This window comes from Arthrobacter sp. K5, from assembly GCF_040448525.1.
Lineage (GTDB): Bacteria > Actinomycetota > Actinomycetes > Actinomycetales > Micrococcaceae > Arthrobacter > Arthrobacter globiformis.
Map to the genome: position 1 here is coordinate 2,375,430 of NZ_CP159279.1, position 24,346 is coordinate 2,399,775.

Annotated in this window: 25 protein-coding genes and 1 tRNA gene; 12 read left to right on the plus strand and 14 right to left on the minus strand. The window is 66.2% G+C overall.

Going from position 1 to position 24,346, the window contains the following annotated elements; all coding sequences use genetic code 11:
* Position 1: 1 nt before the first annotated feature.
* Positions 2 to 790, minus strand: a complete 789-nt coding sequence (locus ABRP34_RS10760; protein ID WP_353713215.1) for a 5-oxoprolinase subunit PxpA — start codon at positions 788 to 790, stop codon at positions 2 to 4.
* Positions 791 to 1,338: 548 nt separating this feature from the next.
* On the opposite strand from ABRP34_RS10760, the gene ABRP34_RS10765 reads away from it, so the two are divergent.
* The 3 genes from ABRP34_RS10765 (at position 1,339) to ABRP34_RS10775 (ending at position 4,422) form a co-directional block, all read left to right on the plus strand.
* A complete protein-coding gene (locus ABRP34_RS10765; RefSeq protein ID WP_003797546.1) occupies positions 1,339 to 2,259 on the plus strand; it encodes a LysR substrate-binding domain-containing protein in 921 nt (306 codons plus the stop codon).
* Between the two features lie 132 nt (positions 2,260 to 2,391).
* Positions 2,392 to 2,622, plus strand: a complete 231-nt coding sequence (locus ABRP34_RS10770) for a hypothetical protein (RefSeq protein WP_353713216.1) — start codon at positions 2,392 to 2,394, stop codon at positions 2,620 to 2,622.
* 180 nt (positions 2,623 to 2,802) lie between these two features.
* Entirely contained in the window at positions 2,803 to 4,422 is a 1,620-nt protein-coding gene (locus ABRP34_RS10775; RefSeq protein WP_353713217.1) for a DUF222 domain-containing protein, read from the plus strand.
* A gap of 205 nt (positions 4,423 to 4,627) precedes the next feature.
* On the opposite strand, the gene ABRP34_RS10780 is transcribed toward ABRP34_RS10775, so the two are convergent.
* Both ABRP34_RS10780 and ABRP34_RS10785 read right to left on the minus strand, forming a co-directional pair.
* Positions 4,628 to 5,305 carry a 4-carboxy-4-hydroxy-2-oxoadipate aldolase/oxaloacetate decarboxylase gene (locus ABRP34_RS10780; RefSeq protein WP_353713218.1) on the minus strand — a complete coding sequence of 226 codons (678 nt, stop codon included), beginning with the start codon at positions 5,303 to 5,305 and terminating at the stop codon, positions 4,628 to 4,630.
* Between the two features lie 26 nt (positions 5,306 to 5,331).
* Positions 5,332 to 6,540 carry an aspartate transaminase gene (locus ABRP34_RS10785; RefSeq protein WP_353713219.1) on the minus strand — a complete coding sequence of 403 codons (1,209 nt, stop codon included), beginning with the start codon at positions 6,538 to 6,540 and terminating at the stop codon, positions 5,332 to 5,334.
* A gap of 294 nt (positions 6,541 to 6,834) precedes the next feature.
* On the opposite strand from ABRP34_RS10785, the gene ABRP34_RS10790 reads away from it, so the two are divergent.
* Entirely contained in the window at positions 6,835 to 7,368 is a 534-nt protein-coding gene (locus tag ABRP34_RS10790; protein ID WP_353713220.1) for a hypothetical protein, read from the plus strand.
* A gap of 114 nt (positions 7,369 to 7,482) precedes the next feature.
* Entirely contained in the window at positions 7,483 to 9,660 is a 2,178-nt protein-coding gene (locus tag ABRP34_RS10795) for a glycogen debranching N-terminal domain-containing protein (RefSeq protein WP_353713221.1), read from the plus strand.
* Between the two features lie 32 nt (positions 9,661 to 9,692).
* Here ABRP34_RS10795 and ABRP34_RS10800 read toward each other — a convergent pair whose 3' ends face one another.
* Both ABRP34_RS10800 and ABRP34_RS10805 read right to left on the minus strand, forming a co-directional pair.
* Positions 9,693 to 9,959 carry a hypothetical protein gene (locus ABRP34_RS10800; RefSeq protein ID WP_353713222.1) on the minus strand — a complete coding sequence of 89 codons (267 nt, stop codon included), beginning with the start codon at positions 9,957 to 9,959 and terminating at the stop codon, positions 9,693 to 9,695.
* Positions 9,956 to 10,471, minus strand: coding sequence for a flavin reductase family protein (locus tag ABRP34_RS10805; RefSeq protein ID WP_353713223.1), 516 nt, complete (start codon positions 10,469 to 10,471; stop codon positions 9,956 to 9,958). Before ABRP34_RS10805 ends, ABRP34_RS10800 begins: the two co-directional genes overlap by 4 nt.
* A gap of 255 nt (positions 10,472 to 10,726) precedes the next feature.
* On the opposite strand from ABRP34_RS10805, the gene ABRP34_RS10810 reads away from it, so the two are divergent.
* Together ABRP34_RS10810 and ABRP34_RS10815 are read left to right on the plus strand one after the other, a co-directional pair.
* The gene (locus tag ABRP34_RS10810; protein WP_353713224.1) at positions 10,727 to 11,269 is read left to right on the plus strand and encodes a GNAT family N-acetyltransferase; all 543 of its coding nucleotides are present in this window, start codon (positions 10,727 to 10,729) and stop codon (positions 11,267 to 11,269) included.
* 87 nt (positions 11,270 to 11,356) lie between these two features.
* Positions 11,357 to 11,427 (plus strand) — tRNA-Cys (locus ABRP34_RS10815).
* Between the two features lie 18 nt (positions 11,428 to 11,445).
* Here the strand turns inward: ABRP34_RS10815 and ABRP34_RS10820 are convergent.
* Positions 11,446 to 11,832: a hypothetical protein gene (locus ABRP34_RS10820; protein WP_353713225.1), complete on the minus strand. Its 387-nt coding sequence runs from the start codon at positions 11,830 to 11,832 to the stop codon at positions 11,446 to 11,448.
* Positions 11,829 to 12,173 (minus strand): PadR family transcriptional regulator, encoded by a 345-nt coding sequence (locus tag ABRP34_RS10825; RefSeq protein ID WP_353713226.1) that lies wholly within the window; start codon positions 12,171 to 12,173, stop codon positions 11,829 to 11,831. Before ABRP34_RS10825 ends, ABRP34_RS10820 begins: the two co-directional genes overlap by 4 nt.
* Positions 12,174 to 12,304: 131 nt before the next feature.
* Between ABRP34_RS10825 and ABRP34_RS10830 the strand changes: the two genes are divergently transcribed.
* The 4 genes from ABRP34_RS10830 to ABRP34_RS10845 are packed head-to-tail and all read left to right on the plus strand — an operon-like array spanning position 12,305 to position 15,372.
* Entirely contained in the window at positions 12,305 to 12,715 is a 411-nt protein-coding gene (locus ABRP34_RS10830) for a TOBE domain-containing protein (protein ID WP_043417530.1), read from the plus strand.
* Complete coding sequence (gene modA / locus ABRP34_RS10835) at positions 12,712 to 13,485, plus strand: molybdate ABC transporter substrate-binding protein (protein ID WP_353713227.1); 774 nt, start codon at positions 12,712 to 12,714, stop codon at positions 13,483 to 13,485. The genes ABRP34_RS10830 and modA overlap by 4 nt, the downstream gene beginning before the upstream one ends.
* On the plus strand, positions 13,460 to 14,326 hold the full coding sequence (locus ABRP34_RS10840) for an ABC transporter permease (protein ID WP_353713228.1): 867 nt from the start codon (positions 13,460 to 13,462) through the stop codon (positions 14,324 to 14,326). The genes modA and ABRP34_RS10840 overlap by 26 nt, the downstream gene beginning before the upstream one ends.
* Positions 14,323 to 15,372: an ABC transporter ATP-binding protein gene (locus tag ABRP34_RS10845; RefSeq protein WP_353713229.1), complete on the plus strand. Its 1,050-nt coding sequence runs from the start codon at positions 14,323 to 14,325 to the stop codon at positions 15,370 to 15,372. The genes ABRP34_RS10840 and ABRP34_RS10845 overlap by 4 nt, the downstream gene beginning before the upstream one ends.
* Before the next feature lie 57 nt (positions 15,373 to 15,429).
* Here ABRP34_RS10845 and ABRP34_RS10850 read toward each other — a convergent pair whose 3' ends face one another.
* From ABRP34_RS10850 to ABRP34_RS10875, 6 genes are all read right to left on the minus strand, one after another.
* Entirely contained in the window at positions 15,430 to 16,968 is a 1,539-nt protein-coding gene (locus ABRP34_RS10850) for an alpha-N-arabinofuranosidase (protein WP_003797472.1), read from the minus strand.
* 64 nt (positions 16,969 to 17,032) lie between these two features.
* On the minus strand, positions 17,033 to 17,929 hold the full coding sequence (locus ABRP34_RS10855; protein WP_353713230.1) for a carbohydrate ABC transporter permease: 897 nt from the start codon (positions 17,927 to 17,929) through the stop codon (positions 17,033 to 17,035).
* Between the two features lie 2 nt (positions 17,930 to 17,931).
* The gene (locus tag ABRP34_RS10860) at positions 17,932 to 18,912 is read right to left on the minus strand and encodes a sugar ABC transporter permease (protein ID WP_353713231.1); all 981 of its coding nucleotides are present in this window, start codon (positions 18,910 to 18,912) and stop codon (positions 17,932 to 17,934) included.
* Positions 18,913 to 18,956: 44 nt separating this feature from the next.
* Positions 18,957 to 20,306: an extracellular solute-binding protein gene (locus ABRP34_RS10865; RefSeq protein WP_353713232.1), complete on the minus strand. Its 1,350-nt coding sequence runs from the start codon at positions 20,304 to 20,306 to the stop codon at positions 18,957 to 18,959.
* Between the two features lie 181 nt (positions 20,307 to 20,487).
* Positions 20,488 to 21,489 carry a LacI family DNA-binding transcriptional regulator gene (locus ABRP34_RS10870; protein WP_353713233.1) on the minus strand — a complete coding sequence of 334 codons (1,002 nt, stop codon included), beginning with the start codon at positions 21,487 to 21,489 and terminating at the stop codon, positions 20,488 to 20,490.
* Positions 21,490 to 21,531: 42 nt separating this feature from the next.
* Positions 21,532 to 22,749 carry a YncE family protein gene (locus tag ABRP34_RS10875; RefSeq protein WP_353713234.1) on the minus strand — a complete coding sequence of 406 codons (1,218 nt, stop codon included), beginning with the start codon at positions 22,747 to 22,749 and terminating at the stop codon, positions 21,532 to 21,534.
* Between the two features lie 118 nt (positions 22,750 to 22,867).
* Between ABRP34_RS10875 and ABRP34_RS10880 the strand changes: the two genes are divergently transcribed.
* Positions 22,868 to 23,512 carry a VOC family protein gene (locus ABRP34_RS10880; protein WP_353713235.1) on the plus strand — a complete coding sequence of 215 codons (645 nt, stop codon included), beginning with the start codon at positions 22,868 to 22,870 and terminating at the stop codon, positions 23,510 to 23,512.
* 26 nt (positions 23,513 to 23,538) lie between these two features.
* On the opposite strand, the gene ABRP34_RS10885 is transcribed toward ABRP34_RS10880, so the two are convergent.
* Positions 23,539 to 24,324, minus strand: coding sequence for an alpha/beta hydrolase (locus tag ABRP34_RS10885; RefSeq protein ID WP_353713236.1), 786 nt, complete (start codon positions 24,322 to 24,324; stop codon positions 23,539 to 23,541).
* Positions 24,325 to 24,346: the final 22 nt, after the last annotated feature.

Below are 24,346 nucleotides of genomic sequence, written 5' to 3' on the forward strand. Positions count from 1 at the left end.
GTCAGGCGACCTTCTCTTTGGCGGCCAGCACCTGGGCCAGCGGGGCGATGGTCACGCCGGCGTTCTCCAGTTCGGCGCGGACCTGGCGGGCCAGCTGCACGGCGCCGGGCGTGTCACCGTGCAGGAGGACGGTGTCGGCAATAATCGGCAGGTCCGCTCCGGCGACGGTCTCGATGAGGCCTTCGCACACCATTCGCACGGTGCGCTCCACGATGGCGGCAGGGTCGTGGATCACGGCGCCGGGGCGGCCGCGGGGCACCAGGGTGCCGTCGGCTTCGTAGGCGCGGTCGGCGATGCCGACAATGCCCACCGGGAGCTGCCGTTCGGCAGCGGCGGAGGCCAGTTCGCCGTCCTGTGCCAGGACGATGAGGCCGGGGTTCAGGCGGGCGGCGGCGTCGGCCACGGCCGCTGCGTAGTCGGAGCGGGTGGCAACGAGGTTGCCCAGGCGTCCGTGCGGCGCAATGTGGGCGACGCTGGTGCCGTGGTATGCGGCGAAAGCACTCAGCGCACCGAACTGGTACAGGACGTCGTTGCGGACCTCGTCGGCCGTCAGGTCCATGGCGCGCCGGCCAAAGCCACGCAGGTCCGGGAAGCTCGGGTGTGCCCCGATGCTGACGCCGCGGCGAACACATTCAGCGACTGTCGCGTGCATGATGTCCGGGTCACCGGCGTGGAAGCCGCAGGCGATGTTGGCACTGGAAACCACCTCGAGCAAGGCCGCGTCGTCGCCCATCGAGTAGGCGCCGAAGCCTTCTCCAAGATCTGCGACGAGATCAACTGTGGGTCCCATTATCTGCCTTCCTGGGGTGGTTAGCAGCGGCCCTGCCCGCCGGGGCAAAGGGATCAGCTGCGCTGGTGTTGAGGAGGGTCCGAGCCGGCCCTGCGGAGGGTTCCCGGTTCGGTACTGCCGGGCTACCGGCTTCTGCAAAAAAGTCTGACACCGGGATTTGGCTCACACAAAGACGTAATCGGTGTCACGGGATAGGTGCCGGTTATGACCACCTCCGCACTGGAGTCCATGATCGTCTCCTTCCCGCTACGGAGGGTTCGGGCCTTGGCGACCCACCCTCGTTGAATTGAAGATATGGAGCATTTATTTCCGGAATGTAAAACACGCCGCCTATTTCGATAAAGTCCATTTCTATGCAAAATGCATCTGGCCTCATCAGGAATTCATATGTCACCGGAGGGGATAGAATGTAGGCTTAGTGAAATAGCGTTCTGGGTTCAACCTAGTGTCAGCGATGTGGATCACACAAAGACCTATTGCGTGTCCCTCCATAGCAACCCGTTATGACCTTCTGTGGGTTCAGGGCGCCGCAAAGAGAGAGGGCGGCCGTGGATACCAGGAAACTTGCGTACTTCGTACAGATCGTGGATTCGGGGAGCATCACCAAGGCGGCGGCCGCACTTCACGTGGCACAGCCGGCCCTGAGCCAGCAGGTTTCGGCGCTGGAGACTGATCTGAAACAGCGGCTGCTGATCCGCAGCAAGCAGGGAGTGCAGCCAACGGCCGCCGGGCACACGCTGTACCGCCACGCCCAGTCCATCCTTCGGCTCGTCGCCCAGGCCCGGCAGGACGTCGCCAAGTCCGGGGCCGCGCCCGCAGGCAGGGTGTCCATCGCCATTGCGCCCTACAGCATGGCCTCGAGCCTGACACCCCGGATCATCAGCGAAGTGGCCCGCCGGTACCCGGATATCGTCCTGCACGTCACGGAAATCTATGGCGGCGTCCTGAGCGAGGCCATTAAGAATGGCAGGCTGGACATGGCCCTCATCTACGAGCCGGGGCCCATCCGGGGCGTCCTCTTCACCACGATGATCGTCGAGGACCTGCACCTGGTGGTCAACGCCGCCAGGACGGATGTCAATGCGGAGACCGGCGAGATCACGCTGGAGGAGGTGGCCCGTCTGGGGCTCTTCCTTCCCGAAAAGATCCACACCCTCCGCCAGGCGGTGGAGGCGGGTTTCGAGAGCAAGGGGCTGAAGCTCCAGCTCGTGGGCGAGGTCGAGTCCGTGCCGTCCATCGCGCGTCTCCTGCGGGCGGACCTGGGGGCCACCATCATGCCCAAGTCGGCCGCGGACGCGCTGTTCCACGAGGAGGACTTCCACGTGCTGCGGATCGTGGACCCCGCGCTGCAGTGCAAGATCGCCCTGTGCACGCCCGACCATGATCCCCTCTCAGAGGCGGCGTCCGCTGTACTCCTGGTGCTTAAGGAAATGCTGCAGGAAATGCTCAGCAATAAGTATGGCCGGTAGGGGTTCATAGGTTCCGCTTATTAGGGCACTCATCATTTGTCTTAGTAACGGGCTCCCCGGGATTCTAATATTGGCAGCAAGCCAATAAATTGCGGAAAAGCATTTTCCACAATCAGAATCCGGGAGTTTGCCATGAAGAAGCTCAGCACCATCAGGAGAACTACAGACCCGAGTCTGGGACTCATGGCGAAAACCGGATCCCACTGCCCCACCAACGGCTTCTGGCGGCCGGAGGACCGGTCCGCAGCTCCGGTCTTCGTTTTCGAAGGAAGCATCATGCCGGTCAGCGGCGGCTCGACGGTCTGGTACCTGGAGGACGCCGTCTTCGGCGCCCCCGCCTACCCGATCCCCCAGCGCGTCTAACCGGCTCTTACCCTTCGGCGGCCCAACTAGGTAGCACTTCAGGGCGTTCTCAGGGCTGGGAAGGCCCTGAGCTGCTACCTACTTTCATTCTCCGGCGGGTTCAAGAAACTATTTGGATCCCGTCCCTAGCCGATGCCATATGGACGCTTAAATGTCAGTCCCCCTTGGCAGACTGTGTGCATGGACGGGTTCGGGAATTCAGCACTGGCAGCAGGAGCGGCGCCGCACGGCGGCGTTCTGCAGGCTGCGGCGGTTCCTGACATTCTGCTTCCAGAGGCCGTTTTCCCGGAGGATGCCTCCGCGGACGACGGGCTTCCGTATGACGATGACCTCAACGCCGTGTTTCCGGCATCGTTACCGGAGGACCCCTTTCCCGAGGTTCTTTTTGCCGACCGCCCTTTCGGCGAAGACCTCTTTGACGACATCCCTTTTGATGACGGCGTTCCCTCTACCGCCGCTACCACCTGGCACGCAGCTGACCTCACCGCTGACAATGCCGGCCTGATCGACCAGATCCATGTTTACGAGAACTTCAAGTGCTGGGCCGCCGGCCAACAGGCGCGGCTTTCGGTGGCCTTTGAGGCCCGGCTCCGTCAGGAACAGTCCGACCGGGGGACACTGAGAGCCGAAGACCTGGGCAAAGACCGTACCAAGGAGCACGGCCTGGGCGCGGCCGAACAGATCGCACTGGCCCGGCGCGAATCCCCGAACCGCGGCGGCCGGCTGCTTGGGATGGCGAGGGCGCTGGTGCAGATGCCCCATACCCTGGCCGCCCTGGACACCGGGCAGCTCAACGAAGAACGCATCATGCACGTCGTGAAGGAAACAGCGTGCCTGAGCCCGGCTGACCGGGCGGCGGTCGACGAGGAACTCGCCGCCGACACCGGAACCTTCACCGGCGCCGGGACCCGGACCATTGTGGGGGCGGTCCGCGCCGCCGCCACGCGCAGGGACCCCCGCTCTGTCGCTCAGCGCGCCAGCCACGCCGCAACCGAACGGACCGTCAGCCTCCGCCCCGCGCCGGACACCATGACGTACCTGACGGCACTGCTCCCCGTCCACCAGGGCGTCGCCGTCTGTGCGGCCCTCACCCGGCACGCCGATGCCCTCCACGCCGCCGGGGACACACGCTCCTTGGGCCAGATCAAAGCCGACACCCTGGTCGAATGGACCACCGGCACCCCCGGCGGCATCACCGGTATCGAAATCAATCTCGTCATGACCGACCACACCCTCCTGCAGGGCGACAGCGAACCCGCCCGGATCCCCGGCTACGGCACCGTCCCCGCAGACTTCGCCCGCAACCTCATCACCCAGGGACGAGGAGAGCAGGGCAGCGTCCAGCCAGCCGCCGACGGTTCCACCGCCGGCCTGAAGGAGCTCAAGACCTGGATCCGGCGGCTCTACACCGCCCCCGGGACCGGCGACCTGGTGGCCATGGACTCGCGCAGGCGCCTGTTCCCGCCAAAGCTGCGCCGCTTCATCCAGGTCCGCGACGACACCTGCCGCACACCCTACTGCGACGCCCCCATCCGCCACCACGACCACATCATCCCCTGGCACAACGACGGCCCCACCACCCTGGCCAACGGCGCCGGGCTCTGCGAGGCCTGCAACCACACCAAAGAACTCCCCGGATGGAAAACCCAACCCAGACCCGGGCCAAGACACACCATCGAACTCACCACACCCACCGGCCACACCTACCACTCAACGGCACCGCCACTGCCGGGAACGCCACGGCCCGGAGCCGTGGTGCGCAAAACACACCAGTCCGAGCGGCCTGGTCCGGCGCCCTAACGGAGGCGGCGGCAGGCAGGCCGCGGCTGCGGGGAGCAAAGCCCGGCGAGCAAAGCATGCGAGCTAAAGAGTGCGAGGCAAAAGCGCGGTTACATCGCTACGCCTCAGGCGGGACAGAAGACTGTCCCGCCTGAGATGCTGGGCGGCCTTCAGGTACCGGCGCGTCTAGGCACCAGCGACGACCAGCGCCGTCGTCGCCCCGCGCCTACGCCTGCTCGACGAGCAGCCCCTTGGCTTTCAGGACCTCCGTCAGGTTGCACAGTTCGATGGTGGTTCCGCCGGCCTTGTAGAGGCCAATGAGCTCGCGTTCGGCGTCGTCTCGTTCCTGGGAGAGTCGGATAACTTCCTCGATCTCGTCCTTCCGGACCACCACAACGCCGTCAGCGTCGCCGCGCAGGACGTCACCCGGATAGATGATCTCGTCACCGAAAACCACAGGGTGGTTGATGGGGCCGATGGTCTCCTTAACAGTGCCCTTGATGGAGACACTGCCGGAGAACACGGGCAGGCCCAGTTCGATGAGGTCCTGGGTGTCGCGGACGCCGGAGTCCGTCACCAGGCCCGCGAGGCCCTTGGCCTTCATGGCGTTGCCGAGTACGTCGCCGAACGTGCCGGCTTCCTCATATTCGCCGGCCGCGGCTAGGACAACGTCTCCGGCCTCGGCGTAGTGGATGGCCACCTGCAGCATAAGGTTGTCCCGCGGCGCGCAGCGGACGGTGGTGGCAGGGCCGCAGAAGGACATGCTGCGGTCGATCGGCTTAATCCTGGAGCTGAGCGCTCCCTTGCGGCCCTGTGCCTCGTGGATCGTAGCCGAGGAAAACTTCGCCAGGCGACGGACGGCGTCGGCGTCGGGTCGTTCGATGTTGGTCTTTACGTGGATCACGGAATGTTCCTTCATTTTGGTGGTGGTTAGCTGAGTGCCCGGACGGCCTTGTCGATGGCTGCGATGGACTCTTCGATGACGTCGAGGCTGCTGGCGTACGAGATGCGGAAGTACGGGCCCAGGCCGTAGGCCGAGCCCTGAATGACTGCGACGGAGGCTGCCTCAAGAAGGTAGAGCGTGAAGTCCTCGTCGTTGGCGATGACCTTCCCCTCCGGTGTGGTCTTGCCGATCGCGCCGCCGCAGTTGACGTAGGCGTAAAAGGCGCCTTCCGGCGTCGCGCATGAAAGGCCGTCGACGGCGTTCAGGGCGGCTACCGCCGCGTCGCGGCGGCTGCGGTAGACCTCCACGCTCTCCCGCACGAAGGTCTGGTCGCCGGTGAGTGCGGCGGCGCTGGCGGCCTGGCTCACGGAGGACGGGCAGGAGGAGATCTGCGACTGGAGCTTGTTGATCGCCGCGATCAGCGGCGCCGGCCCGGTGGCGTAACCGAGCCGCCAGCCGGTCATGGCGTAGGCCTTCGACACGCCGTTGACGGCGAGAACGCGGTCCTTCAGCTCCGGGGCAACCTCCACCAGGCTCGAGATCCGGCCGGCACCGAAGTAGATCTGGTCGTAAATCTCGTCCGTCAGGACGAAGACGTTCGGGAAGTCCGCCAGGACATCCGCGAGGGCCCGTAGTTCCGCCTTGGAGTACACGGCGCCCGTCGGGTTTGACGGGGTGTTCAGGATGACCCACTTGGTCCGCTCGTTCAGCGCCCCGGCCAGGGCTTCGGGGGTCAGCTTGAAGCCCGACTCCTCACCGCAGGTGACAACCACCGGAGTGCCCTCGTTCGCGAGCACCATGTCCGGGTAGGAGACCCAGTACGGGGCGGGCACCACAACCTCGTCGCCGGCGTCCAGCGAAGCCATGAACGCCGTGAAGATCACCTGCTTGGCGCCACCGCCGATCGTAATCTCAGCCGGGGCGTAGCGGAGGCCGCTGCGCAGCTCAATGGTCTGGAGGATCGCCTTCTGCAGTGCCGGTGTGCCCGCGACCGAGGTGTACTTCGTCTCGCCCTTGCTGATCGCCTCAACCGCTGCCGCCTTGATGTGTTCAGGGGTATCGAAGTCCGGCTCACCGACTGTCAGGTCCAGGATCCGGCGCCCTTCAGCCTTCAGCTCACGCACGCGGGCCGCTGCGGCCACGCTGGCGGAAGACTTGATGCGGGACACTCGCGATGCAGGTTCAAATTCAGGCATGGTCTCTTCCTAGGGAGTCAGGACGAAGCGATATTCGTTCCTTCGACACTAGGGAATCCCGGCCGGTATGGATAAGACCTAATCTGCGTGGACGGATAAGCGTCCCTTATGGGCCGCCGTCGAACGTCCTGCAGAAGAACACAAACCAAACTTTTTGGTTATGGCTCCACGCACTATAGGTATTTCCGCACCTCCGTCCGATCTGCCTAGCCTTCTACATATGTCGGGCCCGTTTGGCGGGCACCATTTGGCCGGCCGAAGCCGGCGCCGTCCGATGTAAATCCGAACCGAGGAGTGCTGTTGGCTGTTCTGCACCGCGATGACCGCCGGGAAGGCTACTATCGCTACCGGGGGACGGCGAAACCCGATAAGACCGCTGTCCGGGCGGAAAAAACGCGCAAACTGCTCAGGGACAACAAGCAGCGGATCTCCTTCAACGCCACCAGCATGCGCGCCCTCTCCGTCCGGTTGAACCAGCAGATCGCGCAGGCGCTCTGCGACGGACTGAAAGTCACACGCCTCGCCGAAGCCGCGGAGCTCTCGCGGTGGGCGGTCCGCACAGTGGGCCTGTCTGCCGACGACATGGTCCCCTCCGGCCTTCCGGCCGAGCAGCGCCTTGCCGAGATCCGCCAGCTCAAATCCGAGCTGGCGGAACTTGAAGAGTCCAAGACGTCTCTGGAAGACCACCGCCTGAACCTCCTGGCAGGAGCACGACGGCCGGGAGTCCTGGATGACTACGAACTCGCCGCCCTCAGCGGTTTGCAGCGCGAAACTATCCGGAAAATCACCTGGGGCGTGCAGCCGGAATCCGGAGCGATCCCGGCGTAATTCGGCGGGCCGCCGTCGCCGGCGTCGTTGTACGCGGCAAGGCCCTAGCTAGGCCGGGCCAGCAAGCGTAGCGTCGAACTGCACGCTGTTGCTAGTTGCCCGGAGGTGGCCCCGATGGCTGGATGGAATGCTGATACGGCGGCGGGTCCGTTGGGGGCCGGGACGGTCACCTTGGTTGAGGGATCGTCCTTCTGCATTTCCTTGCCGAACGGGGACATCAGTGCCGAGCATCCGCATGGCCTCTTTGTGCGGGACGCCCGCATACTTTCGGGCTGGAGCCTGACGGTTGATGGCCTGGCGCTGGAACCGCTGGCAGCCGAGACGAAGGAGCCGTACCGGGCGCTGTTTGTCGGGCGGGTTCCCCGCTCGGACGGCTACGCCGACAGTCCGCTGATCGTCGAGCGGCTGCGGGAAGTTGGGGCCGGCATCCAAGAACAGGTCACCGTTCGGAACTACTCCCTCGAACCGGTCGAATGCGTCATCGCACTGAGAATCGAGGCGGACTTCGCAGGCCTCTTTGAGGTGAAGGAGGCACGCATCCTGCGGCGCTGGGACGAAAGCCGTCAGGCCGGCGGAGGTGCGCTCACCATCCGGGCCGCGTGGCAGGACATCCGGAAGGGCGTGGTGGTCCAAGCCCCGGGTGCGGACGTTTCGGCGGATACGGTGATGTATCGGGCAACAGTACCGGCGCATGGGCACTGGAGCACGGTCCTGACCGTGCTGCCCAGCACCGAGGGCACCGATTCGGCGATGGCTTTCGTCCATTCCGAGGGGGACGGCCTGTCCCCCCGGGACCGCCGCCGGCAGGAGTGGGTGGCCAAGATTCCGGTCCTGCAGATGGGCAACCGGTCGGTTGAGCGGACGCTGCGCCGCAGCTACGACGACCTGGGCGCCCTTCGGATTGAGGACCCGGACCACCCTGAACGTGTGGTGGTGGCCGCCGGAGCGCCCTGGTTCATGACCCTGTTCGGCAGGGACTCGCTGTGGGCTTCGGTCATGGCGATGCCGGTGGACCCGTCCCTGGCGCTGGGCACCCTGCAGACGCTGGCCGACCGCCAGGGCACCGTGGTGGACCCGATGACCGAGGAGGAGCCCGGCAAGATCCTCCACGAGGTCCGGCTCGACGTCTCCAGCGGACTGTCGCTGGGCGGCAAGTCCAACTACTACGGCAGCGTCGATGCCACGCCCCTGTTCCTGATGGTGCTCGGGGCGGTCAGTCGCTGGGGCTTCGCCGCGGACACTATCGCCGCGTTGCTCCCTCATGCGGACCGGGCGCTCGAGTGGATCACAAACTACGGGGACAAGGACGGCGACGGCTTCGTCGAGTACGAGCGCCTCAATCCCCAGGGCCTGATCAACCAGGGCTGGAAGGACTCCTGGGACGGAATCAACTTCGCCAACGGCAAACTGGCTGAGCCGCCGATCGCCCTCTGCGAGGTCCAGGCCTACGTCTACGTCGCCTACCTTTCGCGCGCCTGGCTGGCATACGACGCCGGAGACACGGCTTTGGGGGATGAGCTCACGGACCGCGCGGCCCGGCTGAAGAAACAGTTCAACGAGCAATTTTGGATCCCGGAACGCGGGTATTACGCCATTGCCCTCGACGGCAAGAAGCGGCAGGTGGACGCGTGTGCGTCGAACATGGGGCACTGCCTGCTGCAGGGACTCATTGACCAGGACAAGGCCCCGATGGTGGCCGAGCACCTGATGTCCCCGGAGATGTTCAGCGGCTGGGGCGTGCGGACCCTGGCCAGCGACATGGGCGCCTACAACCCCGCCAGCTACCACAACGGATCGGTCTGGCCGCATGACAACGCCATCGTCGCCGCCGGGCTCCTCCGCTACGGCTTCGTGGAAGAGGCGCAGCGGATCGCCACCGGCATGATGGATGCGGCGGAGCACTCCGAAGGCCGCCTGCCGGAGCTGTTCTGCGGCTTCAGCCGGGAGCAGCTTGCCGTCCCCGTCCCGTATCCGACGGCGTGCTCACCGCAGGCCTGGGCAGCCACCGCGCCGATCCAGCTGGTGACGAGCCTGATGCGGTATGACCCGGTGGTGTCGGCCGGCGGGGTGTGGATGGATCCCGCTCTTCCGGAATCATTCGGGGACCTGCACATCAGCAACGCGCCGCTGGGCGGCGGCCGCATCACAATCGACATTGCCAACTCCGTCCCCTCCGTCCAAGGACTTCCGGAAGGGATGACGTTCCTCCGAGGGCACCGTCCGTGGATGATTGAACTGGTCGAACAGGCCCATCGCCGCCGAGCGGAAGCGCGGCAACAAGCGGGACCGTAACGGGTCCATGGCCGCCTCGCCCGCGCCACGAGTCAATCCGGCCGGAGGCGGACGCCGTCGCGGTTGCCGTACATCTGGCGGCCCTGCCCGGCGGAATCAATGACCCACACCAAGCCGGAATCGTGCGTCTTGGAACCGATGTGGCCGGTGTAGGAGTGCCCGGCGGCCAGCGTGACTTCAACCGTGGCCCCCACCTCGATGGCTGCCCAGTCCTCCGCAGGCTGCAACACCTCATCGCTGGTTTCCGGCTGCGCATGCCGGCGGCCGCGCCGCCGGGACGTGGCCTTGACCCGTGTCATGCGGCGCCCTCCAGGATCTTCGCCCGTGGCTGCACGGAGACGTAGTCGCCCTTGAAGAAGAGCAGCGGATCGACGTCGGACCGGGCGCTCAGCGCGCGGACCGCGGCCACCACAATGGTGTGGTCCCCGCCGTCGTACTCCTGGTGCAGCTCGCAGTCCACCCAGGCCAGGGCGCCGTCGAGGACAGGGTTGCCGAGGGGCGACGGCGAGTAGTCGACGCCGGCGAACTTGTCTGCACCGGACCGCGCGAACTGGGCCGCGAGGTGCTGGTGGTCGGCGGGGAGGATGTTGATGGTGAAGCGGCCCGCCCGGCGCAGCAGCGGCCAGGTGCTGGAGGTCCGTGCGGGGCTGAAAGTCACCAGCGCCGGTTCCAGCGAGAGGGACGCAAAGGACTGGCAGGTGAACCCGGCAGGGCCGTTCTCGGTGGCCGCGGTGATCACGGTCAGGCCCGTTGCAAAGTGGCCCAGCACGTTGCGGATCCGGCGCGGGCTGAGGTCTGAGAGTTCCGTCATGGCGAGTCCTTTCGAAGCATGTACTCCCAATGAAGCACCTCGCTGCCCGCTTCCAAACCCCGGCTGCAACGAACTGACGCGCATGGAAACGCAGCTTCACCGGCCGAAGCGGGGCGTAACAAAACAGTCCAAAATGCAGGCCTTGGGTGACGAAGAACGTCGGGGGATGTCGCTGCTGTGGGAACCGTCCCGGCGGCGCGTTTAGCCTGTGATGCAGGCTGGCGGCCAGCCCCACAACCTCAAAGGAGTCCACGCGTGACACTGCCAGGAACAGCAACGCAGTACCGGATCCGCGAGGCCGCGGAGTCGGAGCTCGACGCCGTCGGACGCCTGACCTACGAAGGCTTTGGGCACCATCTTCCCGGTGCCCCGGAGCCTGCGCCCGACCGCCTGGAACTGCTGCTCGACGCCGCTTCACGGGCCAGGGAGGGCGTGCTTTTGGTTGCTGAGGACGCGGCCGACGGCGGCCTGGTAGGTACCGCGAGCCTGTTGCCTTTTGGTTCATCCCTGGCCCGCCAGGCACTCGACGGCGAGACGGAGCTGCGGCTGCTGGCGGTGCTGCCGCAGGCCCGCCGCTCGGGCATCGGCTGGAGGCTGCTCGCCGAGTCGGCAAACCTCGCGCAAGCCACCGGTGCCAGCGGCCTGGTGCTCGACACCGGGGCGGACAACGAGCGGTCGCAGCAGCTCTACCGGCGCTTCGGCTTTGTCCGGCGGCCGGAACGGGAGCGGCCCCGGCCCGCTCCGAAAGTCCAGCTGGTGGTGTACACGCTGGACCTGGCGGGTTATCAGGCGGCGTAAGCCGGCCGCGACGTAGTCAGCCGCAATGCCAAGACCGAGTTCGACATACAGGCGACATCGGGCCAGGGCTTGCCTAGGCTACCGGTACGTGGTGTGCCCGAGTGGCCAGGGAGCGGTCTGCAAAACCGTTGACGCGGGTTCGAACCCCGCCATCACGTCAGTTTCGGGCCGCTCGTTCAGGCTTGGGAGGACGAAGACACCGGGCGGAGGCAGTCGGTGAGGAATCCGGCGAGGACGCCTCCCAGGGATACGGCGAGCGCCGGCAGCAGGGTCATGGGCCCCACGGATTCCTGGATATCGACGCCAAGGAACGGCGTGACGACCACGGCCAGAACGTACACGAGGGACGCTGCCACTGCCACGGCGGTGATGGCCGTTCCCCGTGACCGGCTCTTGCCCTTCGGGAATTGCTTGGCATACTCCTGGGCGGCTCCGAACTCGTCCTTTGCCGGCGTCCCGGTGGCCGCTTCATGGACCCGCACTTCCGCCATTATTTCGGCGATCTCGCACTCCGGGATGCCGCGGATCCGAAGGTTGAAGGCAAGGTCGCGCTCGTACGTCATGGGTTGTCCTGTCTGCTGGTTCGAAGCCTGCCGAGTGCGTCATCCATCTGCTGCCAGGTCTCCGCCGCGCGCGTCAGCTCCGCGCGGCCTTCTTCGGTGATGGTGAATTGTTTGCGGCCGGGCCCAGCTGCGTCGTGCTGCCACACATGGCTGACCAGCCCCTGCTCCTCCAGCCGCCGCAGGAGCGGGTACAAAGTCCCGCCCTGGGTCCGCGGGAACCCTCCGGAGCGGAGGACTTCGATCATGGCATAGCCGTGCATCTCCCCGTTCGCCAAGAGCCCGAGCACCGCATGCGGGAGCGCAGCCCGGGTCAGCTCCTGCAGCCAGTCGATTCCGCTCACTCATAGATAGTGTCACTACCTAGATTGAATGACAATCCTCAGCAGCCTACCCGCGAGCAGGATTTGTAGTCAGATTTCTGATTTGCGGTAAAAAACTGCGGAAACTACCGCAAATAGTGGAATATGGTGTCATGCCGAAAATCCGCATCTCCGAAGCAGCGCGGTTTCTGGGCGTCAGCGACGATACCGTCCGGCGCTGGACCGAGAACGGGACCCTGACCCCGGTGAAGGACGCCTCGGGCCGGCTGGCCGTTGAGGGGCTTGAACTCGCGCACCTCGCCCGCGACCAGGCGCAGCTGCCCGAGGACCCCACCCGCGTGGGCAGCTCTGCCCGCAACCGGTTCGTTGGCCTCGTCACCGGCATCACCGCGGACAAGGTCATGGCACAGGTAGAGCTGCAGTGCGGCCCGTTCCGCGTCGTCTCCCTGATGAGCAGCGAAGCCGTTCGCGAACTCGGCCTGGAACTCGGGTCCGTGGCCACCGCCGTGGTCAAGGCCACCACGGTCATCATCGAAACACCCCAGGGAAAGAGCATCATATGAGCATCAGCCGCGTGCGCATCAGCGCCCTGCTGGCCGCCGGCGTCCTTGCCGCCGGGCTGTCCGGCTGCGCCACTTCCACTACCGCGAACGGCAATACCCCCACCGTGACCGTGTTTGCCGCCGCGTCGCTGAAGGCGACCTTCACCAAGATCGCCTCCAAATTCGAAGCCGCGAACCCGGGCACCAAGGTGACGCTCAACTTTGCCGGGTCCTCTGACTTGGCCACCCAGATCAGCCAGGGGGCGCCGGCGGACGTATACGCCGCCGCCGACACCAAGAACATGGCCAAGCTCTCCGACGCAAATCTCATAGACGGAACGGCGCGCAACTTCGCCACCAACGTCCTGGAGATCGCGGTTCCGCCAGCCAACCCGGCGTCGATCAGGTCCTTCGCCGACCTGGCGAAGCCTGGCCTCAAGGTGGTTGTCTGCGCGCCGCAGGTGCCCTGCGGCTCCGCTACCGAGAAGGTGGAACAGGCCACGGGAACCACACTGAAACCCGTCAGTGAGGAATCCTCCGTCACCGATGTCCTGGGTAAGGTCACCTCCGGGGAAGCCGACGCCGGCCTGGTCTACGTCACCGACGTCAAAAACGCAGGCGGGAAGGTCAAGGGCATCACGTTCAGCGAGTCGGACCAGGCTGTGAATACCTACCCGATCGCCACCGTGGGCAGCAGCAGGAACAAGGAACTGGCCAATGCCTTCATCGCCATGGTCACGGGCAGCGAAGGCAGGAAGGTCCTCAGTGACGCCGGTTTCGGCACCCCGTAGCAAGGCCTGGACGGCCCGCACAACAAAAAGGCGGGACACCGGCTACACCGGCGTCCCGCCGTGGGTATTCGTCCTCGCGGGAGCAGGAGCCCTGTTTGTCCTGCTGCCTCTTGCCGCAATGGTGGCCAAGGTGAACTGGGGACAGTTCGTCCCGCTCATTACCTCGGAATCCTCCCTCACCGCGCTGGGCCTGAGCCTGCGGACCTCGGCCGCCAGCACCCTGCTGAGCATCGTTCTTGGCGTGCCGCTGGCCCTCGTCCTGGCCCGTGCCAGCTTCCCGGGCCAGCGGCTGCTGCGGGCGTTCGTGCTGCTCCCCCTGGTCCTGCCGCCTGTTGTCGGCGGCATCGCCCTGCTCTACACGTTCGGCCGGCAGGGACTGCTCGGGCGGAGCCTGGACTTCGCGGGAATCCAGATCGCCTTCTCCACCACCGCCGTCGTTCTCGCGCAGACATTCGTGGCGCTGCCGTTCCTGGTGGTCAGCCTGGAGGGCGCCCTGCGCACCGCCGGCACCAAATACGAGGCGGTCGCGGCAACCCTCGGCGCGCGCCCCACCACGGTACTGCGCCGCGTCAGCATCCCGCTGGTGCTGCCGGGGCTGGCTTCCGGTGCCGTGCTGTCCTTCGCGCGCTGCCTTGGGGAGTTCGGCGCCACCCTGACGTTCGCCGGCAGCCTGCAGGGGGTCACGCGCACCCTGCCGCTGGAAATCTACCTGCAGCGCGAAACCGACGCCGACGCCGCCGTCGCGCTCTCGCTGGTGCTGGTCGCGGTGGCCGTTGCCGTCGTCGGACTTTCCTACCGGCGCCCCCGGGCGCTGGCGGCGGAGCCGGCACCAACAGCATGACCTTCACACTCAACGCCGCGCTGCACGCGCGCAACTTCGACGTTTCCCTCAGCCTCGGACCGGCCGAAACCGTCGCGGTGCTGGGGCCCAACGGAGCCGGGAAGTCGACTCTGCTGGGGATCATCGCCGGGCTCATCCGTCCGGACAGCGGGCATGCAGTTCTCGGAGACAAAACGCTGTTCAACCTCGACGCCGGGAACAGTCACTTTCTGCCGCCGCACACCCGGGGAACAGCGCTGCTCGCCCAGGAACCGCTGCTGTTTCCGCACATGAACGTGCTGGAGAACGTCGCCTTCGGACCGCGGGCGGCCGGCGCGAACCGGGCCAGTGCGCTGCAGACGGCGCGGCACTGGCTGGCCGAGGTGGAAGCGTCGGAGTTCGCTGACCGGCGGCCCGGCCAGCTCTCCGGCGGACAGGCCCAGCGCGTCGCCGTCGCCCGTGCCCTGGCCACGGACCCCGAGCTGCTGCTCCTCGACGAACCCATGGCCGCCCTCGACATCCACGCCGCCCCCATGCTGCGCAGGCTCCTCAAACGCGTCCTCGCCAGCCGCCGGGCCATCATCATCACCCATGACGTCCTGGACGCCCTCATGCTCGCGGACCGGGCCATCGTCGTCGAAGGAGGGCGGATCACCGAGGCCGGACCCACCCGCGGCGTCCTGGAGAAACCTCGCAGCAAGTTCGCCGCCGGTTTGGCGGGCATGAACCTCCTTCCCGGCATTATCACCGGCCGTGGGCTCACGTCCGACGGCGGACTGGACATCACCGCGCACCCCGAGGACGGTGCCGTCCCCGGCCAGGACGGCGTGGCCGTCTTTTCGCCGACGGCGGTCTCGGTCTTCCTGGGCGCAGAACACGGCAGCCCGCGGAACTCGTTCGCCGTCACCATCACGGACCTGGAACCCCACGGCGACCAGATCCGCGTCCACGCCGGCGGGCTGTCCGCGGACATCACCCCGGCAGCCTCGGCAGACCTCGGACTCACCCCCGGGATGACCGTCTACTTCGTCATCAAAGCCACGGCCATCGCCGTCTACCCTGCGTAGGCACGCAAAGTGTAGGGACGCACGACGGCGGGACCACCCGCCGTCGTCGTCTCCCCTCTAGTTCTTGACCACGTCCAGCTCGACGACGGCCCAGGACAGGGCCGGCAGGCTCAGGCGCAGCTCGGAGCCGCTTGCCTTCGCCCCTTCGAGCGGTTTCAGGCCCACGCGGTCCGGGCTGCCCTGGGCATTGATCGTGAAGCGGTCCCCGCCCTCCGGGATTTCCAGGACCTCGGCGCGGAGCACCTGCCGGGCGTCGAAGCCGCGCAGGGCCACCTCGACGTCGGCCGCCTCCTCCAGGCCGCGGTTCGCGAAGAACAGCGCCACCCGGCCGGTTTCCTCGTTCCACGTCGCGCTGACGTCGACGAGGTCGGTGTCTCCGAAGCGGGCATTCCCGTACTTGTCGGAGTCGACGGACAGGCGCAGGATCTGGCCCTTCGCCAGTTCGGCCATCCGGGCGAACGGGTGGAAGATGGTCTGGCGCCAGGCCGGGCCGTTTTCCTCGCTGAAGATCGGGGCGATCACGTTGACCAGCTGCGCCTGGTTGGCGATCTTGACCCGGTCGCCGTGCCGGAGCAGCGAGTTGAGCAGGGTGCCGACGACGACGGCGTCCGTCACGTTGTACTTGTCCTCGATGACGCGGGGGTGCTCGCGCCAGCCGGCCTTGGAGACGTTGTGCGGCTGGTCCTCGGTGTCGAGGCCGCGCTGGTACCAGACGTTCCACTCGTCGAAGGACAGGTTGATGTGCTTCTTGTGCTTGCCCTTCGCGCGGACGGCGTCGGCGGTGGCGATCACGGATTCGATGAAGTAGTCGGTGTCGACTGCGCTGGCGAGGAAGCTGCCGACGTCGCCGTCGTGCTCCTGGTAGTAGGCGTGCAGCGAGACGTAATCCACCTCCTCGTAGGCGTGGGTCAGCACGGTCTGCTCCCAGGCGCCGAACGTGGGCATTCCGGAGTTGGAGCTGCCGCAGGCCACCAGTTCGATGTCCGGGTCCACGAACCGCATGGCCTTCGCGGCTTCCTGCGCCAGCCGGCCGTATTCCTCGGCAGTCTTGTGGCCGATCTGCCAGGGTCCGTCCATCTCGTTGCCGAGGCACCACAGCTTGATGTTGAACGGGTCCTTGTGGCCGTTCTTTGCGCGCAGGTCGGACAGGTAGGTGCCGCCCGGGTGGTTGGCGTACTCCACGATTTCGCGGGCCGCGTCCACTCCCCTGGTGCCCAGGTTGATGGCCTCCATGATTTCGGTGCCCGCCTGCCGGGACCAGTCCACGAACTCATGCAAGCCGAAGGCGTTCGTCTCCAAGGTGTGCCAGGCGCCGTCGAGCCGGCGGGGGCGGTTTTCCCGGGGACCGATGCCGTCCTCCCAGTTGTAGCCGGAGACGAAGTTGCCGCCGGGGTAGCGGATGACGGTGGCACCGAGCTCCTTGACGAGCTTAAGCACGTCCTGGCGGAAGCCGTTCTCGTCGGCCTCGGGGTGGCCGGGCTCGTAGATCCCGGTGTAGACGCAGCGGCCCATGTGCTCAACGAACGAGCCGAAGAGGCGGCGGGGTACTTCCCCGATGGTGAAGTCGCGGTCGAGGGTGATCCTTGCGCGGGACATGTGGGGTATCTCCTTGGTCGTGGTTCAGGTTCTTGACAGTCAGTGAAAAGCGAAGGTGCCCGGCTCAGGTGCCGGCGAGTCCCGTCGTCGCAACGCCCTTGATGATCTGGCGCTGGAAGAACAGGAAGACGAGGATGAGCGGCAGGGCCGCGAGCAGCGCGGAGGCCATGTTCTGCGCGTACTGGATGCCGTAGGCGCTCTTGATGGTCTGCAGCCCCACGGGCAGGGTCAGGATGGAGCCGTCGTTCGTGGAGATGAAGGGCCAGAGGAAGTTGTTCCAGGCGCTGATGAACACGAAGATCGCGACGGCGGCAAGGATGGGCTGTGAGAGCGGCAGGATGATCTGGGTGAAGATCCGCATCCGGCTGGCACCGTCCATCACCGCGGCCTCCTCGAGTTCACGCGGGATCTGGTCGAAGAACTTTTTGAGCACGAACACCATGGCCGGGTGGATGACCTGCGGCAGGATGATGGCCCACGACGTGTCAATCATGTGCAGTGCCACCATCTGGTAGAAGAGCGGGATGATCAGTACCGGCGGCGGAATGATGATGGAGGCGATGATCACCGTCATCAGCACTTTCTTGCCGCGGAAGTCGATGCGGGACAGGGCGTAGGCCACCAGCGCGGAAATGGCCAGCGTGATCACGGTGATGGCCGCGGAGGTGTAGAGCGAGTTCCAGGTCCACAGCGGGATGTTGCCGTCCTGGAACACCTTGACGAACGCGTCGGCGGTAAAGCCCGACGGCGGAATCCAGCTTACTTTCGGTGCCGCGGCGTCCGTCTCGCTCTTGAAGGCGGTGGCGGTTGCCCAGGCGAAGGGAATCAGCCAGAGGACGGCGAGGATCGCGGCGACCGCGAGGACTGCGGTTCTGCCCGCCGTCATCTTCTTCCGCGGCTGGCGGAGCCGCGGAGCGGACGCGCTGCGGGCGGCGGGGCGGGTGAGGGTCTGGGTGGCCATGGTTACGCACTCCTGCGGCGAGTGATGAAGAACTGCATGACCGAGACGGCCACGATCAGCCCGAAGAAGATGTAGGAGATGGCTGCGGAGTAGCCCAGCCGGTAGCCGGTGAACCCGGTTTCGAAGATGTACTGCACCACCGGCCGGGTGGAACCGGCGGGTCCGCCGGCCGTCATCTGGTACACCTGATCGAAGATTTTCAGCGAGGCCAGGATCTGCAGGAGCACGATCATCACGGTGGTGGGGGTGAGCTGCGGCAGGGTGATGGAGAAGAACTGCCGCCAGGCTCCGGCGCCGTCCAGCGATGCCGCCTCGTAGTGCTGGGCGGGGATGTTCTGCATGGCGGCCAGGTACAGCAGGAAGTTGAAGCCCACGGTCCACCAGAGGGTGGCGATGACGATGGCCCACATGGCCACGTTCGGGTCGTTCAGCCAGGCCACCTTGGGCAGACCGATTTTCGCCAGCGAATCGTTGATGAGGCCCAACTGGGGGTTGTACATCCAGGAGAAGAAGAGGGAGACGACGGTGGACGCAAGCAGGTACGGGGCGAAGTAGGAGAGCCGCCACAGCCACTGCGCCGGCAGCCCGACGTTGACCAGTGCGGCCATGACGAGGGCAACGAGCACCAGGGGAACCGTGCTGATCACTGTGAAATAGAGCGTGTTGCCGAGGGAATGCCACATGTCGGCGTCGGCCAGCGCTTCGGCGTAGTTGGCCAGGCCGATCAGGCTGTCGTTGGCGCCGGTGAGGGACTTGCCGGTGAGGCTCATGTACAGGCCGTACAGCAGCGGCCAGACGAGGAACATCAGGAAGAACGCCAGGAACGGGGCGGCAAAGCCCCAGCCGTTGAGGTTGTCCCTGGTCCGGCGGGGACTGGAGGTTTCTGAACCGGTGGCGTTGTTGCGGGACGGGTTTCTGCGGGGCTGGCCGCGCAGGGATGACGCCTCACGCTCGGCGTCTTGGGATGTTGCTAAGGAACTCATCGGGGACTCCTTTGTCGCTCAGTGCTTTCGGAAGCTCAGTGGCCTCAGACCGGGTTGGGCCGGGAAAGAAGGGTGTTGGTGCGCCGCACAAAGGCGTCCCAGCCATCGGCTGCCTTGTCGCGGCCGAGGAGCACGTTCTGCACGTTTTCGGCAAAGTAGGTCTGCCAGTCCGAACCCGAGCCGCTGAACCAGGCCTCGGGATCGTAGGCGATGATGTCCGCGGCGTTGGCGTAGTGGACCTGGGGTGTGAGCTCCCGGTAGGCCTGTGACTGCACGATCGGCTGATAGGCAGGAATGTGGCCGGCCTCCGCCCAGGACAGCGAACCCTTGAGCATGTCGCTGACGAACTTGTACACGTCGCGCCGTTTCCCGTCATCGACGTTCAGTTGCCGCGGCAGCACGAAGGAATGCGAATCCGCGTACGACGCCGGCGTCCCGTATAGCGTGGGGATGGTGGCGGCATCGACCGGCAGCTCGGCCTTCTTGAAGGTGGGAAGTTCCCAGACGCCGCTGAACAGCATGCCCGAACCGCCGCGGGCAAATTCCGCGATGCCCGTGCCGATGTCACCGCTCTTTGCCGCGACGGTGTCATCGAACAGCGAGGCCATGAATTCCAGGGATTCGACGGCGGCATCCCGGTCGACCTTCATCGGCTGGCCAGGCGTAAGTTCCATGTCCGCCCCGTGCTGCTTGTAGAGCGTGTAGAACAGTCGCCACATCTGCGATCCGCTGCCGAGGTAGCCGAAGGACAGGCCGTGGGCCTGCGTCACCTTCTGCATCTCTCGGGCCATCGCAAGGAAGTCCTGCGGCGAGGTCACCACCTGCAGCTGCCCGTTGGAGGCCAGCACCCCTGCCTTGCCGGCGACGTCGGTGTTGTAGAACATGACGAAGGGGTGGGAATCCAACGCAATGGAGAACACCTGGCCTTCGTGCTGGCTCTTGTCCCAGATCCGCGGGGCGAAGCTCTCCGCGGTCACGCCGTGTTCGGCCAGCAGGGACATGTCCCACGGATCGATGAGTCCGCCCGGCGCATACCCGGGGACGCGGCTGGCGTGCATGATGGCCAGTTCCGGGGGTCGGCCGCCGGCTGACGCCATGGCCAGCTTGGTGTAGTACGGCGGGCCCCACGCGAGGACGGTCGGATGGACCTTGAAGCCGGGGTTGGCCGCGTTCGCCGCGCTGATCATGGCCTGCATCTTGATGCCGTCGCCGCCGGACAGCAGATGCCAGAACGCAATGTCCCGGACGGCCGCCGCCGAGGCGGTTCCGCCGCAGCCCGTGAGGCCGGCCGCGGCAAACACACTGCCCAGGGCCGCGGTTCCTGCCAGCAACTGCCGCCGGGACACCTGTTTGCCGGACAACTGTTTCCCGGCGAAAAAATCAAATTGCTTCACCCGTCACTCCTTTGGATGGGTCCGCTGAAAGTAATCCTTATGGCACCGCGCCAGCCTTCCGGTCCAGTGCATTTCGGATCCTGTAGGAGCTGGCGTGTGACGCAGACCTCACATTACATCGTTGTAAAACACGGCACAAGGAAAAATTGTTAGCGCCAACAATCTGATGTGGCGGTCTCGTTTAGCTGCGGGTGCTGTCCCGCTCAATGATCCTGTAATCGACGGTGACCACACGCTGCCCGCTGGCCCGGTCGGTCATCCGCTCGGTGAGCAGGCGCAGGGCCTCAGTGGCCACGCGGCGCTTGTCGAAGGACACAGTGGTGAGGGACGGCACGGCATATTGCCCGTCGGCGATGTCGTCAAAGCCTGCCACCGCCACGTCGTCCGGAACCTTGATTCCGCGCTTCCACAGCACGCTGAGCGCACCGATGGCCATCGAGTCGGTGAAGCAGAACAGGGCGTCCGGGAGCGGGTGCGCATCCAGGTAGGAGGCAAGCGCACCAGCCGCCGTCTGTGGCGTCCACTTCTCACAGGGGATCAGCAGCGATTCGTCCCGGTCAATGCCGAGGTCCTCAAGCGCGGCCTGGTAGCCGCGGGTGCGCAGAACTGCCGCTGCCGAGTGCCGGCCTTCGGCAGTCCCCAGCACGGCAATGCGGTGCCGGCCAGTCCGGGCCAGCGCGAGGGTCATGTCGCGGGCGGCGGCAACACTGTCCACCCACACCCGGTCGGCCAGCTGCTGGGACACCTCCCCCAGCAGGACCACCGGAGGCAGGGAGACACCCACCTTGACGGCGCTCTCGTCCAGCACCACGGGGTTGAGGATCAGACCGTCGATCAGGTTGGACCGCGCCCGGGACATCAGCTCGTATTCGCGGCGGGGATCGGACCCGGTTTCCTCGATCTGCACGCTCCAGCCCTGTTCGTGGGCGACCTCCACCACGTTGTGCGCGATCTCGGCGGAGTACGGTGTGGCCAGGTCCGGCAGCGCCAGAGCAATGACGCCGGACCTGCCGTTGCGCAGACCCCGGGCGGAAAGGTTGGGCACATAGTCGAGTTCGAGGATGGCCTGCTCCACCTTGAGCCTAGTGGATCCGCTGACCGGCACCACGCCGTTCATCACGTTCGAGACAGTCTTGGGCGAAACCCCGGCACGGCGCGCGACGTCCTTGACCGTTGCGCGCACTGCTCCCCTTTCAACGTCGGATGGGATCGATGTTACAGCCCGCTACCCCGCCTGGCTGGCGCCGGCAGCCAGCCCGGCCTTCCGGCGTCGGCCTTTCAGCAGAATCCGAACAGCGACGCCGACGACGACTGCCGCCACCCCGCCGGCCACGGCGGGCAGGGCGTTCCAGGAACCGGCGGACGGTTGTGCTTCGGCGGCTGGTTGCGACGCCGCTTCGGGAGCCGGGGTTGCGGCCGGTGCTGCCGCCGTCGACGCCCCGGACGCAAGCGGCGTTGCCGCCAATGCTTCCGCGGAATACCGGACCACCGAGCCCTGTCCGGGGCCGGATCCGGGGCTGATCACGATGACCGAACCGTCGGGTGCCACCGCCAGGTGACCCGGGCCGCCGTCGGTGGAGATGGAACCTTCCACGTCCTCGGCGTGGGGACGGATGACGGAGAGCTTCTGGGTCAGCAGGCTCGTCACGTACAGGGAGCCGTCCGGTGCGACGGTCACGTCCTGCGGCCCTCCCTCGACGTAGATCCGCTCAGCCACGGTGTCGGCGCCGGCTTTGATGACGGCAATGTCATTGGACTTGATGTTGGCCACGTAGACGGTTCCGTCTGGTCCGGCCGCGATCCCGTGCGGTTCCTGGGACGTTCCGGTGTCCGAGACCAGCTCGATGGTTTTTGAGACGGCGTCCGCCCCTGCCGGGATCACGGAGACAGTGCCAGCAGTCTGGTTGGACACGAACGCGGTTCCGTCCTTTGCCACGGCTATTTCCGCCGGTCCTGCCCCGACCTTGATGGTCCGATCCACCGCCGTCCCCTGCGGCGCAATGACTGAGACGGTGTTTCCCGTGGAGTTGGCGACGTATACAGTTCCGTCCGGTCCGACGGCGAGCGGATGGAACCCGGCCGACACCGGAATGGTCCGCGCCACGTCTGTAGCTCCGGCCGGAACAACCCCGACGGCGCTTTGGTCACCGTCTGCCGTGGCCACATACAGGGTGCCGTCCGGGCCGAGCCCGAGCCCCGTGGTGATGTAGCCTCCGGTGCTGATGGTGCGGGACGGCTCGGTGGCACCGGGGGGAACCACGAAGATGCCGCCGCCCTGGCCGTAATTGCCGAGGTAGGCCGTGCCGTCCGCCGCAATGGCCACCCGCACGGGTGCGCCGTCGACAGAGATTGTTCCTTCATCAGGTGCCGCGACTGCCGGCGCGGAACCGAGGCACAACATTGCTCCGAAAACGGCAGTGAACGTGGCCCAGCGGTACTTCATGAAATTTCCCCCAATAAATTCCCCAAGAATGCTTCGGCGTGAAGCCAACCCAAGGAAGCCTACTAGCTGCCGGGACGGCCCCATTGACCGGCGCCGCCGGAGTCCGAATAGTGGGGGCATGGCAACAGGGATTTCCGATGCAGAGTTCTCTTCCGCCGACGGCGTCGCGGAGTGGCGGGTGCTGTTCTGGGGTGCGAAAGCACTTTATGAGACAGGCGACTTTGCCACCGGGGCGAAGTTTGTTGCCGCGATCGCAGAGGCCGCCGAAGCCATGGGCCATGCCCCGCTCGTGGACCTCAGACCGGACACGGTGACAGTCCAGGTCGTCACACCGGGCGTGGGCCTGAGCGACCGCGACCTCGAGCTTGCCCGCAGCATCTCCGGCATTGCCACCCGGCTGCGGCTGAAGTCGGATCCCTCCGCCGTGCAGCACGTGCAGCTCGCGTTCGACACCGCGGACCGACCGGCCGTGATGGAGTTCTGGCGGGCGGCGCTGGGCTACGTCGCCGTCGGGGACGAGGACCTCATCGAACCCAACCTCATCGGCCCACCCGCGTGGTTCCAGGACAAGGAGTTCGTTCCGCCGCGCAACCGTATCCACATGGACGTCTCGGTCCCGCACGACCAGGCGCAGGCGCGCATAGACGCGATCGTGGCCGCCGGCGGCCGTGTCCTGGGCGACCGTTATGCGCCGGCGTGGGTGTCCCTCATCGACCCCGAAGGGAATGTGGTGGACATTTGCACCTGGCAGGGGCGCAACTGACGTTCCGGCAGCAGTGCCTCCTCTTCCTATGCGTCCAGGAACCGCAGCAGCTGCGGGAAGGTCGCGTGCAGGGCCTTTAGATCGCCGTCGCTGGCGGCGAGTTCGCCGAGGTAATCGCCGTGGCCGCCGGGCACGATCAGCAGGCGGGCACCGGGGATGGCGCGGGACATCCGCATGGCGTGCTCGGGACCCATAACATCCTGGTCGGCGCAGAGCACCAGGGTTGGCGCGGTGATCTTTCCGAGGTCCTGCTCGGACCAGCCCGGGAAGCCGACGATGCGCTGCCGGTCCAGCTCGAACAGCCGCTCCAGGTGCCCGGGCTCTGGATTGAGGCTGCGGTCCGCGTCCTTGTAGGCAGCCGGCATGTTGTCCAGGGTGGCTGTTTTCATGCCTTCCCAGAATTCGTCGGGCACCGCGTCCCGGCTGAAGAACGTGGAGGCGGCGACGAGGCGGCGCACCCTCCCGGGGTGCTGCATGGCCAGGGCGAGGGCGGTGTGGCCGCCGGCGCTGAAACCAAGCACGTCCACCGAGTCCAGCTGCAGCCGGTCGAGGACCGCCACGACGTCGCCGGCGGAGTTCTCGGCGGTGAGCGGCCGGTCGGTCGGCAGGGTGCGGCCGTGGCCTTCCTCGTCGACGGCGATCACCTGCCGCTGGGCGGCCAGGAGCGGGATGAGGCGGGCGAAGTTCGTCTGGATGGTGGAGCCGCCGCCGGGGATGAGGAGCAGCGGTGTTGTGTCGGTTGTCGGGCGGCCGTGGACCTCGTAGTACATGCGGAGCTCGCCGTTGGCCGCGTATCCATGGGTGAAAGTCACACGGCATCCTAACGCCGCGTGG